Source organism: Frankia sp. BMG5.60, assembly GCF_059428125.1.
Window position 1 is genome coordinate 4,265,551 of the sequence record NZ_CM182091.1, and the last position, 15,142, is coordinate 4,280,692.

Below are 15,142 nucleotides of genomic sequence, written 5' to 3' on the forward strand. Positions count from 1 at the left end.
GTCAGAAGCCGAGGATGGGCGCGTACGTCGAGCTGGGGATCGAGGCGAGGGTCAGCAGGACGACGCTGACATCGAGGTGGTCCGCCTCGGCGCTGAACACGGCGTGCAGGCCACGGGTGCGGTAGACGTCCACACCGTGGTCGCGGATGACCCGCACGCCGAAGACCTTCGTCGCCCTGATCCACCAGATCCGGCCGGCGGCCCGGACCCGGATCTGGCGGGCGTCGCGCCGCATTCCGGTCGTCACCCGGGTGAACCGGTCCACGGGCAGCCGCGGCTGGTCCACGTAGCCGACGATGTCCCGCTCCGGGCCATGCACGACGAGCCGGGCGGGGCGGGCCGCGGAACCGGGCTCGACCAGGTCAAGCTCCGTGGTGATCTCCCGGTCCTGGGGGAACATCTCGGCCGCCCAGACGCCCTCCCCGTGCAGGACCCGCTTGCCCTGCGGGCCGCCCTGCGGATGCCCGCGGGGCAGCATTCCCCCGATGATCCGTCCGGCGCCGTCCAACCGCCAGGCCACCGAGATGACGACGCCCGGTGGCAGCGCGGCGCCGAGATCACCGGCATGACGTAAGGGACAGGTCCGCACGCCTCGGATCCACCTATCCATCCAGGCCGCTCAGGTGCCGTCGCGCCCGCGCACGCCCCGGGGCCGCCCCCCTGGGGCCCAGCCCGCCTCCGGGTGGACCGAGCTTCCCCCTGGAGATCATCCGACACCTCCCCACTGCCCCCGGTCACCGTCCGCACATACGGTCACGTTCCGCTATCCGACCCGGCTGCCGACAGCCGACCATGCGTGGATCTGCAACGCCTCGCTGCGCTATGCGCCCAGATGCTACGCCGCGCGCCCATGTGCCCATCATGTGCACTCGCGCGAGCATGTGCGCGCGCTTTCGCGATCCCGTCCGCCTACGCTTTCGGACGCGCGTCGGCACCGGCGTCCGAACGGGCGTCGGCGATCGCCTTGGAACGTTCATCCAGCGGAGCGTTCGCACGTGCATATGCCCGATACGTCCGCCTGTCCGACCGCTTCCACGGACCACGCAACGACCACGGCAAGGGCCGTCGCCAGGCCCGATGCGACCCCCGCGGTCAGCGGACGCGGAGCCGGGCGGCATGGTTAGAGGCGGTCGGCTGTGGCATGGCCCCGCCCACACCCCGCACACCCCGCACACCCCGCACGGCCCGCACGGCCCGCACGCCGCACCCGACACGCCGCTCGCCGACCACCGGGACCGACCGGCATCGCCGGCCGGTCCGCACCGTCCACCAGGAGGTCCTTCGTATGATCATCAGCTCGCATGTCGGCGCGGGCGCCTTCGTGGGTATGGCGATCCGGCATCCCGTACCCGCCCTGGCCGCGGGATTCCTCTCGCATCTCGCCATGGACGCACTGCCGCACTGGGGCACCGGCCCGAACACCGAGTCGGAGTGGCTGCCGATCGCGCGCCGGGACGGGGTCGCCGGGCTCGCCGCCATGGCCCTGCTGACCGCGTCGGCCCCGGCCGGGCGGCGCCTGGCCGTCCTCGCCGGCATGACCGGTGCCTGCCTGCCCGACACCGACAAGGTGGGCCGATACTTCGTCGGCTCCAGTCCCTGGCCGAGCCGGTTCGACCGCTTCCACGAGAAGATCCAGAACGAGGCCCGCCACCGGCTGCCCCGCGAGGTGGCTACGGCCGCGGCCCTCACCGTCGCGGGCACGGTGCTGCTGCGCCGGCTGCCCGCCCGCGCGTCCTGACCGGCCGGTCCCGGCTCGGCCGCGCCGTCAGGGCAGCAGGACGGCCGCTCCGGTGACCCGGTCGGCGGCGAGGTCGCGGAGGGCCCGGTCGGCCGCGGCGAGCGGGTAGGGCGACACCGTCACCGCCAGCCGGTGCTCGGCGGCGATCGCGAGGAACTCCGCGCCGTCGGCCCGGGTGTTCGCGGTCGTGCTGCGCAGGTCGCGTTCCTGGAACAGGTGGTCGGCGTAGACGAGGGGCGGGATGTCGCTGAGGTGGATGCCCGCCACGGACAGGGTGCCGCCGCGGTCGAGCGCCGCGAGCGCCACCGGCACCAGCTCGCCCACCGGCGCGAACAGCACCGCCGCGTCCAGCGGCTCGGGCGGCGCGTCGTACGCCCCGGTCGCGGATGCGGCGCCGAGGTCGAGGGCCAGGGCCTGAGCACGGGCCGAGCGGGTCAGCACATGAACCCGCGCGCCCTGGGCGATCGCCACCTGGGCGGCGAGATGGGCGGACGCGCCGAAGCCGTAGATGCCCAGCCGGCCACCGGGGGGCAGCTCCGCGCGCCGCAGCGCCCGGTAGCCGACGATGCCGGCACACAGCAGCGGGGCGAGCTCCGCGTCGCTGTAGCCGGCGGGCAGCCGGTAGGCGTAGTCGGCGCGGACGCAGACGTACTCGGCGTACCCGCCGTCGGCATCCCAGCCGGTGTAGGTCGACGCGGGGCAGAGATTCTCCGCGCCGCGGGCGCAGTAGACGCAGGTCCCGTCGGTCGAGGCAAGCCAGGCCACGCCCAGCCGGTCACCCAGGCGAACCCCGCGCGGCCCGACGCCGACGCCGACTCCGACTCCGACGCCGACGGCACCGCCCGGCCCCTCGTCGCCGGGCTCGGCGCTCGGGAGTGTGGCGGCATCCGTGTCCGGGGCCAGCGCCACCCCGGGGCCGATCGCGTCGACCCGGCCGACGACCTCGTGCCCCGGCACGGTGCGCGGCCGGTGCGGCACGAGGTCACCCTCGGCGAGATGCAGGTCGGTCCGGCACACGCCGCACGCGTCGACGCGCAGCCGGACCTGCCCGGGCCCCGGTTCGGGCACGGGCAGCTCGGCCGCGCGCAGCGGCCCGGTGCCCATCGGTCCCGGCGTCACGACCTGCCAGGCCCGCATGGCCCGCCCCGCCCTGGCCCGCGGCTCAGACGCTGACGCCGTGGTCGCGGGCCAGGCCGCCGAGGTCGTTGTGGCCCTGGCCCACGGCCCGGAACTTCCAGTCGGCGCCGTTGCGGTAGACCTCACCGAAGATCACGACCGTCTCGGTGGAGTAGTCCTCGGACAGGTCGTACCGAACCAGCTCGTTGCCGCCCTGGTCGACGACCCGGATGTAGGCGTTGCGCACCTGGCCGAAGTTCTGGCTGCGGCTCACCGCGTCGTAGATGGAGACCGGGACGACGATCCGGTCGATCTCGGCGGGCACCGCGGGCAGGTTGATGATGATGGACTCGTCGTCACCCTCGCCCTGGCCGGTCTTGTTGTCGCCGGTCAGGGTGATCGCACCCTCGGGCGAGGCGAGGTTGTTGAAGAAGATGAAGTAGCTGTCGTTGAGGGCCTTGCCGTCCGCCCGCAGGCCGATGGCCGAGGCGTCGAGGTCGAAGTCGGTGCCGGTGGTGGTGCGGGCATCCCAGCCGAGCCCGACGTTCAGCGCGGTGAGCTGGGCGGTGCCGGCCTCCGCGGCCTGCTTCGTGAGGCTTACGTTGCCACCCTTGGCGAGGCTGACTGCCATTGCGGATCGTCCTTCCTGGACTGATGCGTCGGGGACCATCGCATGAAACCGCGCGGGACGCGGTCGATATGACGCGGTCGGTGCCGTCACCCTGGCACAACGGATCGGATCCGCCCAGCGTGCCGTCGGCGGGACGACAGCGTTGCGTCGGGGCGGGGTCGCCTCCGGTCGGACCCCGGGCACGCTGCGCAGACGTGCGCCCAGGTCACATCGGAGCAATCCCCGGCGAGCGGAGCGGGCAGGTGTCGGCGCTCGGTAACCTGGCTGCCATGGCGCTCCTGGTCGCGAAGTTCGGTGGATCCTCCGTTGCCGACGCGGACCGCATCAAACGAGTCGCCGAGCGGGTCGTCGAGGCGCGGCGCGACGGCAACGACGTGGTGGTCGTGGTGAGCGCCATGGGTGACACGACCGACGAGCTGCTCGACCTCGCCGAGCAGGTGTCACCGCTGCCGCCGGCCCGCGAGCTCGACATGCTCCTCACCGCCGGCGAGCGGATCTCGATGGCCCTGCTGGCGATGGCGATCACCACTCTCGGCGCCGAGGCCCGGTCGTTCACCGGCTCCCAGGCCGGCGTCATCACCGACTCGGTGCACGGCAAGGCCCGCATCATCGACGTCACGCCGGGCCGGATCCGGGCGGCCCTGGACGAGGGCGCGATCGCGATCGTCGCCGGCTTCCAGGGCGTCAGCCAGGACACCAAGGACATCACCACCCTGGGTCGGGGCGGCTCGGACACGACCGCGGTCGCGCTCGCCGCGGCGCTGCACGCCGACGCGTGCGAGATCTACACCGACGTCGACGGCGTGTTCAGCGCCGATCCGCGCATCGTCCCCGACGCCCGCCGCATCGACACGATCTCCTACGAGGAGATGCTGGAGATGGCGGCCTGCGGCGCGAAGGTCCTCATGCTGCGCTGCGTCGAGTACGCGCGCCGCTACAGCGTCCCCGTGCATGTCCGCTCGTCGTTCTCCTCGAAGCCGGGCACGTGGGTCACCGAGATTCCGGAGGCACAGCTCGTGGAACAGGCCATCATCCGCGGCGTCGCGCACGACGTCAGCGAGGCGAAGGTGACGGTCGTCGGCTGCCCGGACAAGCCGGGGGTGGCGGCGGCGGTGTTCCGGGCCGTCGCGGACGCGGACGTCAACCTCGACATGATCGTCCAGGTCGGCTCGGTCGCGGGTTCCGGCCGCACCGACATCTCCTTCACCCTGCCCAAGGCCGACGGGCGGACCGCGCTGACCGCGCTGGCGAAGGTGCAGGGCGAGATCGGCTTCGAGCGGACCCTCTACGACGACCACATCGGCAAGCTGTCGCTGATCGGCGCCGGGATGAAGTCGCACCCCGGGGTGTCGGCGCGGTTCTTCGGCGCGCTCGCCGACGCCGGCGTCAACGTGGAGATCATCTCCACCTCGGAGATCCGGATCTCGGTGGTGGTCCGCGACACCGACCTGCCGGGCGCGGTGCGCGCCGTGCACGGCGCCTTCGAGCTCGGCGACCCCGACGGCGGGGCGGTCGTCTACGCGGGCACCGGCCGATGAGCACACCGACCGCCGGCAGCGCGGCACTGATCGCGGACAGCACGGCTCCGATCGCAGAACGCGCGGCACTGATCACGGCTCACCTGGAGGATGGGGCATGACGGGCAACGAGGCCGGCCGGCGGCCGACGCTCGCGGTGGTGGGCGCGACCGGCGCGGTCGGCACGGTGATGCTGTCGATGCTCGCCGAGCGTCCGGACGTCTGGGGGGAGATCCGGCCCGTGGCCTCGGCCCGCTCGGCCGGGCGCACCGTGCGGGTGCGCGGCGCGGACGTCGCCGTGCAGGTGCTCTCGCCGGAGGTCTTCGACGGCGTCGACGTCGCCGTGTTCGACGTCCCCGACGACGTGTCGGCGCAGTGGGCGCCGGTCGCGGCGGCGCGCGGCGCGGTCGCGGTCGACAACTCGGGCGCCTTCCGGATGGACGACGACGTGCCGCTGGTCGTCCCCGAGGTCAACGCCGACCAAATCGCCGCCCGCCCGCGGGGCATCATCGCCAACCCGAACTGCACGACGCTGTCGATGATCGTCGCGCTCGGCGCGCTGCACCGGGCGTTCGGCCTGGAGTCGATGTTCGCCGCCTCCTACCAGGCCGCCAGCGGCGCCGGGCAGGCCGGCATCGACACCCTCTACGACCAGCTCGCCACGGTCGGTGGGACGCGGGAGCTCGGCCAGACCGCCGGCGACGTGCGCAAGGCGATCGGCGAGGAGGGCCTCGGCCCGTTCCCCGCGCCGCTGGCTCTCAACGTCGTGCCGTGGGCCGGGTCGCTGCGCGACGGCGGCTGGTCGTCCGAGGAGTTCAAGGTCCGCAACGAGTCCCGCAAGATCCTGGGCCTGCCGGACCTGCGGGTGTCCGCGACCTGCGTGCGGGTGCCGGTGATCACCACCCATGCCGTCGCGGTGCACGCCCGCTTCGCGCGTCCCGTCACCGGCGACGAGGCCCGCGCGGTGCTGCTCGGCGCCCCCGGGGTCGCGGTGGTGGACGACCCGGCCGCCGGCGAGTTCCCCACCCCTTCGGACGTGGTGGGCACCGATCCCACCTGGGTCGGACGGATTCGGCAGTCGCCGGACGACCCGCACGAGATCGCGCTGTTCCTCTGCGGCGACAACCTGCGCAAGGGAGCGGCGCTGAACACGCTGCAGATCGCCGAACTGCTCGTCGCCGGGCAGGCCGAGCAGGCGGCGTCGACGACCGGCTGACGACCGGCTGAAGCGGGGCCGGACTCCGCGAGTGGTGGGCCGGCCGGCGCGCTGACGCGCGGCCGGCCTGTCACGAACCCCGCACGCCATCCGCGCCGAGCCGTGATTGGTCGGGTCGCGACAGCGATACATTCGCTTTCCGTGCGTTTCTCAGCAACCTTTAAGCTTTGGTCGCCGAGAGGAGCCGCAAGCGAAGACCGAGAACGAGCGGTCGGAGAACCGGGATGCGGTTACCCGGCTTTGCACGAACAGCCATCGCCCCGGCGGCGATCCGTCACCGAAATCACGCCGATCGGCAAAAGTGCGACGACCCACTGGAACGCGGATCAACCGGTCCCGAGGGTGGGACGCCGAAGGCCGTTCCATTCCCGCTGGGCCAGGGGAAAGGCGCCTTCTGGAGAACTGTCCGATCGAGGCTCCGACCGAGGCGACACACCCGACAGGGCCGGGGAAACGAAGCCCTCCGGCACGATCGGGCAGTCGTGCAATCGACTCCGCCACGTGACGAACGACGCGGAGAAGCGGTCAGCCCGCCCGGCGGAGCACCCGATGGGCGGGCTGACCGTGAAGTCTCTCGTGGCTCAGACGACGCGGACGGCGTCGGCCTGCGGACCCTTCTGACCCTGGGTCACCTGGAACTCGACCCGCTGGCCCTCCTCTAGTGCCTTGTAGCCGTCCATGTCAATCGCGCTGTAGTGAACGAAGACGTCGGAGCCGCCGCCGTCCACGGAGATGAAGCCGAAGCCCTTCTCCGAGTTGAACCACTTCACCGTGCCCTGAGCCACGTGCCGTTCTCCCTGCTGGTGCAGTCAGGACCCGCACCGCGCGGGCCCCGGACCGAACGCCAGGAAGCCACAAGAGTTCCTGGCGCTGTTCCGCCGCGTCTCGGTTGAGACGCGAACCGGCGAACTCCGGCCAGGGACGACGCTACACGGACGGAGGGCTTCGCGGGAGTCCTCCGAGCAAGGAAGTCCACTTCATGCCCCGGTAACAGAACAACACCGCTGGTCCGACCACGGGCTAGTACGCCCGGGCCGTCCCGCAATCCGTCGCGCTGACAGGGATTTCCCAGCGTGGGCAGCGTGCGGCGCCGACCGGGCGGTAGATGGCCCAGACGTGGCAACTCGGACGGGTGACCGACGGGCCTTTCGATCCGACCACGCCCTAGACCACATCTCGGCCCACAATCGGGCCCACACCGCCGATGGCCGGTCCGGCTCCCAGCCGAGCACCGTGCACATCGCACCGCAACGCCCCCCGCCACCGGCCGCTGCCGGTGAGCGGTCGCAGGGTGAGGTCAGCCGGCAGGCCGCAGCGGACCGCGGCCGGCCGAGAGCCGCTCGGCCGCCGCGGCGATCTCGCCGAGATCGGCGCCGGTGAGGGTCAGCGAGCCGGCTGGCAGCCAGCCGTCGAGCTGATCCGGGCGGCGGGCCCCGACGATGGCGCCGCTCACCCCGGGGAAGGCCAGCGTCCAGGCGACCGCGACGGCGGCGACCGTGGTCGCGTGCCGACGGGCCACCTCGGTGAGCACGTCGACGAGCGCGAGGTTGCGCTCCAAGGCCGGCGGGTTGAACTCCGGGGCCTGGCGCCGCCAGTCGTCGGCCGGCAGTTCGGCGGTCCGCGTCGCGCTCCAGCGCCCGGAGAGCAACCCGGACTGCATCGGGCTGTAGACGATCGTGCCGATGCCGTGGGCGGCGGCATACGGCAGGATCTCGGCCGCGACGGCACGGTCGATCAGGGAGAAGGGTGGCTGCAGCACGTCCACCCCGCCGGCCGTCGCGGCCTGGTCGAGCTGGTCGACGGAGAAGTTGGACACGCCCACCGAACGGATCTTGCCGGCGGCGCGCAGCTCGTGCAGCGTCCCGACGGCGTCGGCGATCGGCGTGCCGTCCTGCGGCGGCCAGTGGAGCTGGTACAGGTCGATGCGCTCGACGCCGAGCCGGCGCAGCGAGGCGTCGACCTCGGCCCGGATCGAGGCCGGGGCGCCCACCCGGGCCGGCGGGACGGTCCGGTCGGCGTCATCCCAGACCAGGCCGCATTTGGTGAACACGTAGGGCCGCTCCGCCGCGGGGATGTCGGCGAGCGCCCGGGCGACGAGTTCCTCGGAATGCCCGAGCCCGTAGACGGCGGCGGTGTCGATCCAGTTGATCCCCGCCGCGACCGCGTGGCGGATCGCCGCGACCGCCTCGGCGTCGTCCTGGGCACCCCAGCCGAAGGCCCAGCCTGCTCCGCCGATCGCCCAGGCGCCGAAACCCACCCGGGTGATCTGCATGCCCGTCGGGCCCAGCGGCGTCGTCGGGAGCGTGGTCGAGGTGGTCATCGCGAGCCTCCTGCGGCACCGGGGACGAAGGCGGAGTCGACCGGAGGCTACCCTCCCCCGGCCGGCCGACGCCCCGGCGCGCGGCGGCCGCTCAGTCGAGCCAGCGGCGGTACTTCGCGGCGGAGATCCGTGGCCAGGCGTCGAAGAAGTCCCGTTCGGCCAGCCGCCCGCGGCACTCCTCCAGCCCGAGCAGCACCCCGAGCGTGAACGCGGTGGGCTCGCCCTGGGCCTGGGCGGCGACGCCCCAGCCACGCAGGAGGTCGCGCGCGACGGTGGCGTCCTGATGGGTGCCGAGCAGCTCCTGCGCCCGCTCCGCCTGGCCGACGAGTGCCGTCGCGTCCTGGCCGTACAGCGGGGTCACCGCCTCGACGGCGTACCGCAGCCGCTTGGCCTGCTTGCGCGCGGAGTGCAGCAGCTCGTCCCGGTCGTGGCCGACCGGAAGCCCGGCTGCGGCGGTCACCTTCTTGGCCAGCCGCCGGTCGGCGCCGCGGACGAGGTCGGGCAGGACCTTGCCGGCCGGGCGCCGCGCCGCGCCGGTCAGCGGCGCGCGGACCAGGGTGAGCAGGCTGGCCACGAGGGCGAAGTACCGGTCGCTGCGCAGCATCGCCAGCGCCTCCTCGCGGGCGGCGGCCATCCCGGTGGAGAGGTGGGCGCTGACCGTCTCGTGGACCGGCCCGGCGACCAGGTCCGCGGGCAGCTCGGCCAGCCGGCCGTCGAAGTAGGCGATCTGCACCTCGGCGTCGCGGGCACCGGACAGCGCGCCGGCCAGGTCGCGCAGCTCCCCGTCGAGCAGCGTCACCGTGTCGGCCGGGAACAGCGGCGCGAAGGTCCGCAGCGTGCTGCGGGCCCGCCGGCAGGCCACCCGCATCCGGTGGACGGCCTCGGGCTCGTCGAGACGCACCCGCGGATCGGCGGCGAGCAGGGCGCGGACCTGCTCGATGAGGTAGGCGCGCACGACCTCGCCGGCCGGGGCCCGCCGGCGCGGGCGGCGCGGCAGCGGGGGCACGTCCGGCCCAGGTCCGGCGGCGAGCGCGGGCCCGAGCAGCCGGCCGAGCTTCGAGGAGTCCGCCGCCGCGACCGCGCCGGCCGCCAGCAGCAGCTCGCCGACGTCGTCGAGCAGGCCGCGCTTGCCGTCGACGAGCTCGACCTCGATCTCCCGCCAAGTGCTCACGACCGTCGCCTCGCCGAGCGTCTGGGCGGAGACCTGGTCGTCGACGACCTCCGCAAGATCGACTCCGGCGGCGTCGCGCAGCCGCCGGGCGGTGCGCAGGGTGCGCAGCCGGGCGACCGGACGCAGCTCGCCACCGCGTAGGTGCACCGTCACCAGGTCGACGAACTCCGCCGGCGGGGTGTGCCGCGCGCCCGCGGCCACGTCGACCACGCCGTCGGCGGCGTCGAGCGGGAGCTGCAGCTCGTCGCGCTCACCGACGCGGACCGGCAGCTTCAGGTGCCAGCCGGCGTCGGAGCCGCCGGTGCGCCGGCGCAGCGTGATCCGGTTGCGGGCAAGGCGCAGATCGTCGGTGTCGAAGTACACGGCCTCGAGGCTGATCGCGCGGCGGGTCCGCGCGGTCGCGACCCCGGGCACGCCGCCCAGCTTCGGCAGCACGAAGGTCGGCTCGACAGCGTACTTGCGTTCGATCTCACGGACCCCGGTGGCCATCCGCCCCGCCCTCCTCGTCACTCGCCCACACCGTCACTTCGCTCACACCGTCACTTCACTCACACCGCCCGCGGCGCACCCGGGCAGCCGGTGCAGTCCCCCGTGGTTGTCCGATGGTCCGTCGGAGCACCGGGAAGGATAGCTTCGGACACCTGATGGACGATTTGTGTTTCCCTGCCGTTAACCTTAGCGCGGGGCGGGAATCCAGGAGACCTTCCCGACCAGGAGCACATAGCCGACGAAGGCCACCGTGTCGATGAGCGAGTGGGCGATCACCAGCGGCAGCACCCGGCCGTTGCGCTGGAACAGCCGGGCGAACAGCAGCCCCATCGCGAGGTTGCCCGCGAACCCGCCCAGGCCCTGGTAGAGGTGGTAGGAACCGCGCAGCAGCGCGCCGGCCGCCAGCGCCCGCCCCGGCGTGACGTCGAGCTCGCGCAGCCGCACCAGCAGGTAGCCGGTGACGATGACCTCCTCGGCGAGGCCGTTCTGGCAGGCGCTCAGGACGAGGACCGGCACCCGCCACCACACGTCGGGCAGGCTCGACGGCGCGACGGTGAGGTTGGCGCCGCTGTGCCAGGCCAGCAGGTAGAAACCGAGGCCGAGACCGCCGATCCCGGCCGCGAGCAGGGCGCCCTGGGCGAGATCCGGGCCGGGTCGCCGGCCGTCGAGGCCGATCACGCGCCGCCCGCCGCCGTGGCGGGCCAGCAGGTGCACGGCCAGCAGCACGGGTACCACGCCGGTGGCGACGTCGGCCAGTTGCAGGGCGAGGTCGAGCCACGGGCGGCCCGGCGCGGCCGAGGTGTTCAGCCGGGCGACCTGGGAACGGACCGGTCCCGGCCGGGTGAGCACGCCGACGTAGCGGATGAGCGCGTAGAGCGCGGAGGCGGCGAAGGAGACCCCGAGCACGAGCCAGACCTCGGTGGCCAGAACCCGCCGGGTGAGCGGTTCGGCCGTGACCGGCGCCTGCGCGGGGGCATCCGTCACCGGTCGACCGTAGCCCACCCGGATGGGCGGTACGACCACGGATCGGCCCGGCGGTGACGCACCGCCGGGCCGATCCAGGGCCGCCGATCGGATCGTCCGGTCAGTCCACCGGCTCGGGCCGGGTGAACAGCCGGTACAGCACGATCATCGGCGGCAGCACGATCACGAGACCACCGACGACCGCGTAGAGCATCGCGTGGATGTTGGTCGACGGGGCCGCGGCGTCGTCGACCGTCACCTGCCCCACGATCAGGTCGGGGTACTGGGCGATCGCCCAGCCCCAGAGCATGGCGGCGACCGCGAGACCCGCCGCCAGCCGGGCGGCGACGAACTGGTTACGCGCCAGCGCGACCAGCGAGCCGATCCCGCCGACCGCGGAGAGCACCACCAGCAGCAGCGAACGGTCGGCGAACCGGTGAGCCACCACGGGAGCCTGGTCCCAGAACAGCGGCAGCAGGATCAGCGCGAGGATGCCGCAGACCACGGCCCCGCCGACGGCGCGGCGGCGGAAGTCGGCCACCAGGTGCTCGGTGGCCGGCGAGGCCGCCGCGTCCTTGCACAGGTAGACCGCGGCGAGAAAGGCCGTCGCGGCCACCGCGAACAGCCCGCAGACGAGGCCGAACGAGCTGCGGACCGGGGCGAACGGGTCGTCGGGCGACATGTCCCCGGTGGCCAGCGCCGCCCCGGCCACCCCGAGCGCGAACGGGGTGATCGTGGACGACACCGCGAAGACGTGCCCCCACCAGTGGTCGGGACCCGCCGCGCCGGCGCCGTACGCGCGGTAGACGTAGGCCGCGCCACGCAGCACGATGCCGACCAGCGCGGCCGACAGCGGGACCTCCAACGAGGAGCCAACCACCCCGTAGGCGGGCGGGAACCCGCTGAACAGGGCGACGACGATGAACACGAGCCAGACGTGGTTGGCCTCCCACACCGGCCCGATCGCGTTCGAGATCAGCTTGCGCTGGGCCCGCGCGTCCCGTCCTCGGGCGAGCAGATCCCACACGCCGCCGCCGAAGTCCGCGCCGCCGAGCAGCGCGTAGGCGGTCAGGCCGATCACCATGACGACGAGGAGCAGGTCGGCGGAGGTCATCGGGTCTCTCCCCGGTCGGTGCGGCCGGCGGTGCGCGCGCCGGTGTCGGGACGGCGGCTGGTGGAGGCGTGCCGGCCCCCGGTGGAGCGCCGGCCCAGCAGGCTGTACCAGCCGGGCGCGCCACGCCGGTTCGACGGCGCGGGCCGCCCGCCCCCGAAGGATCCGGTGGGGTGCGGCTCGGGCCGGGGCCGCGGGATGGTGGGCGACGCGGGAGCCGGCGTCGCGGACGGCGCGGGCGGCTCGGCGCCGCCCGGCCGCGGGCTGATGGTCGGCGGCGGGTTGAGGCTCGGGTCCACGCCGGGCTCGGCGCCGGTCAACGGCTCGGCCTCTGGGGACGGCTCAGTTTCGGTCGGCGGTTCGGACCCGGTGGACGGTTCGGACCCACTGGATGGTTCCGGCCCCCTGGATGGATCGGGCCCAATGGATGGATCGGGCCCAATGGATGGATCGGGCCCCTTGGCCGGGTCGGGCCCCTTGGCCGGGTCGGATCCATCGGACGGGTCGCGGACCCCGGTGACCATGGTGCCGCCGGCGGGAGCGGGTGCGCCGGCGGAGGTCATGGGGAGGCGGCCGGGGAGGAGCACCGCCACCGGCATGCCCGTCTGGTCACGCTCAGAGAGCAGGTCCGTCCGGGGCGTGTACCAGGCGACCGGCTCGGCGGCCGGGTCGTACTCGGCGGCCGGAACGTACCGGGCGGCGAGAACGTGCTTGGCGGCCGGAACGTACCTGACCGCAGGGACGGACTCGGCCGCAGGGAAGGACCTGGCGGCCGGAACGTACCTGACCGCAGGGACGGACTCGGCGGCAGGAAAGGACCTGGCGGGCGGCACTCCCTCGCCGGCGTGTACTCCCCTGGCTGCTGGGACGTACTGCGCGGCCGGGACGTACTGCGCGGCGGGGACGTGCTGCGCGGCGGGGACGGACTCCTTCGAGCCGGACTCGTCGCCGCCGCTGCCCTGCTCCGGTCCGGAGCCGGCCGGGCCCGAGCCGCCGCTACCGGACCCGCCGTCGCGCGGCCGGGGGGCGGTGGGGGCCGAGGGACCGGCGGGCTGGCCGGGGCGAAGCTGCTCGCCGCTGGGGCCGCCGGTGGCCATCCGCCGCAGGATGAGCAGCAGGGCGCCGGCGAGCCCCAGGTACAGCACCAGGGTGCCGGCGAACATCGGCGCGACCGCGTCGCCGCCGGTGACGCCCTCGACGACCCGCATGTGGTCGCCGACGATCCACGGCTGGCGGCCGCCCTCGGTGACCTCCCAGCCGGTGAGCATCGCCAGCATCGCCGCCGGCCCGGTGCACGCCGCGGCGATCAGCCACGGCCTGCTGGTGGGTAGCAGCGGGCGCTCCCCGCGACGGCGCCGCCGCAGGACGACGAGGCCCGTGATCAACGACAGGCCGATCAGGGCGGAACCCGCCCCGACCATTGTGGTGAACGCACCGTGCACCAGCGTGCCGTTCGGTCGCTCGTCCGGCGGCGCACCGTCCAGGCCCTTGATCACATGGCCGGTGCTGAAGCCCTCGAGCAGGGACAGCCCGCCGGGGATCTCCAGGCCGTAGCGGATCTCGCCGGTCTTGTTGTCGTAGATCCCGCCGAGGGCGAAGGGGGCATGCGACCCGGTGTGGTACAGACCCTCCATCGCCGCGAGCTTGAACGGCTGGTTGGCGCCGGCGACGCGGGCCGCCCAGTCCCCGACGATGAGCTGCAGGGGCGCGCAGGCCAGCACGACCGCGAGCCCGATCTTCAGGCCGCGCTGGTGGTAGGTGTCGCGACGGCCGCGCAGCATGCCCACCGCGTAGATGGCGGCGACCACGCCGCCGGCACACATCAGTGCCGCGAGCAGCATGTGGACGAGCTGCGGCGGGGTACCTGGGCTGATGAACGGGGCGTACGGCTTGGCCTCGAGGAGCTTGCCGTTCTGCTCCACGATCCCCCGCGGCACGTTCATCCAGGCGTTGACCGTGATGATGAACGCCGTCGACAGGGTGCCGGAGATCGCGATCGGCCACAGCGTCAGCCAGTGGGCCCGCGGCGAGAGGCGCTTCCAGCCGTACAGGTACATGCCGACGAAGATCGCCTCGGTGAAGAACGCAAAGCCCTCCAGGGTGAACGACAGCCCGAGGGCGCCCCCGTATTTGGACATGAACGCGGGCCAGAGCAGCCCGAACTCGAACGACAACACTGTTCCCGAGACGGCCCCCACCGCGAAGAGAACGGCGAAGGCACGCGACCACTTCTTCGTCAGCGCCAGCCAGACCGGATCGCCGGTCTTGAGCCAACGTCGCTCGGTGTAGATCAGCAGCCATGGCAAACCGACACCGAACACGGCGAAGCAGATGTGGAACGCGAGGGAGAACGCCGTCTGGGCACGAGCGAGGTCGACGGCGTCGGCGGCGAGAACCATGCGCACGGCTCCTTCGAAGGACCGCGGGAAGAAATCGACCGGGATTCAGTCGACCTTCTACCCAAAGTAGAAGGTCCTAAGGTACGTAGCGGGGTGATCCGGTCGGCGGTCGGGCCTCCGTGAGGTCCACGACATGCGCGACGCCGGCCGGCGGGGCGGTGCATCGCGCGTCCCCTTCACCTGCATACGCCGTCTTCCGGCCACTTCCCCCCCGCAAACACCGTGTGACGTGCCCGTCAGCCGCGGACCTTGGCATTCGCCGCGTTCACCGCGGCACCAAAGGGCCCGTCCCGCGCATTCCGCGCAACTGGTCATGGCGGGCCGGAACAAGTTCACCCCCGGGCCGGGCCGGTCGGCTCCACCGAAAAAATAACTTTCGGATAACACATCGACGCCGCCAAGCGGGTAACCCGCGACAAGGCCGCCGGGAACGGCGGCGAATGCAATTGCCGACGCCGCCGTCGGGCCCGG

The 15,142-nt window shown here is 73.2% G+C and carries 12 protein-coding genes; 3 read left to right on the forward strand and 9 right to left on the reverse strand.

All coding sequences use genetic code 11. The annotated features are described in order from the left end of the window. Position 1: 1 nt before the first annotated feature. Positions 2-610 carry a hypothetical protein gene (locus AC5R91_RS17400; RefSeq protein WP_495392406.1) on the reverse strand — a complete coding sequence of 203 codons (609 nt, stop codon included), beginning with the start codon at positions 608-610 and terminating at the stop codon, positions 2-4. A 675-nt stretch (positions 611-1,285) separates the two neighbouring features. Between AC5R91_RS17400 and AC5R91_RS17405 the strand changes: the two genes are divergently transcribed. After that, positions 1,286-1,738, forward strand: coding sequence for a hypothetical protein (locus AC5R91_RS17405; protein ID WP_495392407.1), 453 nt, complete (start codon positions 1,286-1,288; stop codon positions 1,736-1,738). A gap of 27 nt (positions 1,739-1,765) precedes the next feature. Here AC5R91_RS17405 and AC5R91_RS17410 read toward each other — a convergent pair whose 3' ends face one another. Together AC5R91_RS17410 and AC5R91_RS17415 are read right to left on the reverse strand one after the other, a co-directional pair. Next, positions 1,766-2,875, reverse strand: coding sequence for a zinc-dependent alcohol dehydrogenase family protein (locus AC5R91_RS17410; RefSeq protein ID WP_495392408.1), 1,110 nt, complete (start codon positions 2,873-2,875; stop codon positions 1,766-1,768). A gap of 25 nt (positions 2,876-2,900) precedes the next feature. Continuing rightward, on the reverse strand, positions 2,901-3,485 hold the full coding sequence (locus AC5R91_RS17415; protein ID WP_495392409.1) for a TerD family protein: 585 nt from the start codon (positions 3,483-3,485) through the stop codon (positions 2,901-2,903). A 269-nt stretch (positions 3,486-3,754) separates the two neighbouring features. Between AC5R91_RS17415 and AC5R91_RS17420 the strand changes: the two genes are divergently transcribed. Both AC5R91_RS17420 and AC5R91_RS17425 read left to right on the forward strand, forming a co-directional pair. Next, a complete protein-coding gene (locus tag AC5R91_RS17420) occupies positions 3,755-5,023 on the forward strand; it encodes an aspartate kinase (protein ID WP_044888248.1) in 1,269 nt (422 codons plus the stop codon). 97 nt (positions 5,024-5,120) lie between these two features. Further along, positions 5,121-6,218, forward strand: a complete 1,098-nt coding sequence (locus AC5R91_RS17425) for an aspartate-semialdehyde dehydrogenase (protein WP_495392410.1) — start codon at positions 5,121-5,123, stop codon at positions 6,216-6,218. A 581-nt stretch (positions 6,219-6,799) separates the two neighbouring features. On the opposite strand, the gene AC5R91_RS17430 is transcribed toward AC5R91_RS17425, so the two are convergent. The 6 genes from AC5R91_RS17430 to AC5R91_RS17455 all read right to left on the reverse strand — a co-directional run bounded on the left by AC5R91_RS17430 (position 6,800) and on the right by AC5R91_RS17455 (position 14,671). Next, positions 6,800-7,003: a cold-shock protein gene (locus tag AC5R91_RS17430; RefSeq protein ID WP_018500469.1), complete on the reverse strand. Its 204-nt coding sequence runs from the start codon at positions 7,001-7,003 to the stop codon at positions 6,800-6,802. A gap of 512 nt (positions 7,004-7,515) precedes the next feature. Beyond that, positions 7,516-8,538: an aldo/keto reductase gene (locus AC5R91_RS17435; protein ID WP_495392411.1), complete on the reverse strand. Its 1,023-nt coding sequence runs from the start codon at positions 8,536-8,538 to the stop codon at positions 7,516-7,518. 91 nt (positions 8,539-8,629) lie between these two features. After that, entirely contained in the window at positions 8,630-10,198 is a 1,569-nt protein-coding gene (locus AC5R91_RS17440) for a CYTH and CHAD domain-containing protein (protein ID WP_495392412.1), read from the reverse strand. Positions 10,199-10,384: 186 nt separating this feature from the next. Further along, entirely contained in the window at positions 10,385-11,182 is a 798-nt protein-coding gene (locus AC5R91_RS17445) for a CPBP family intramembrane glutamic endopeptidase (protein WP_495392413.1), read from the reverse strand. A 100-nt stretch (positions 11,183-11,282) separates the two neighbouring features. Then, positions 11,283-12,275 carry a cytochrome d ubiquinol oxidase subunit II gene (locus tag AC5R91_RS17450; protein WP_495392414.1) on the reverse strand — a complete coding sequence of 331 codons (993 nt, stop codon included), beginning with the start codon at positions 12,273-12,275 and terminating at the stop codon, positions 11,283-11,285. Beyond that, complete coding sequence (locus AC5R91_RS17455) at positions 12,272-14,671, reverse strand: cytochrome ubiquinol oxidase subunit I (RefSeq protein WP_495392415.1); 2,400 nt, start codon at positions 14,669-14,671, stop codon at positions 12,272-12,274. The genes AC5R91_RS17450 and AC5R91_RS17455 overlap by 4 nt, the downstream gene beginning before the upstream one ends. Between the last annotated feature and the right edge of the window lie 471 nt (positions 14,672-15,142).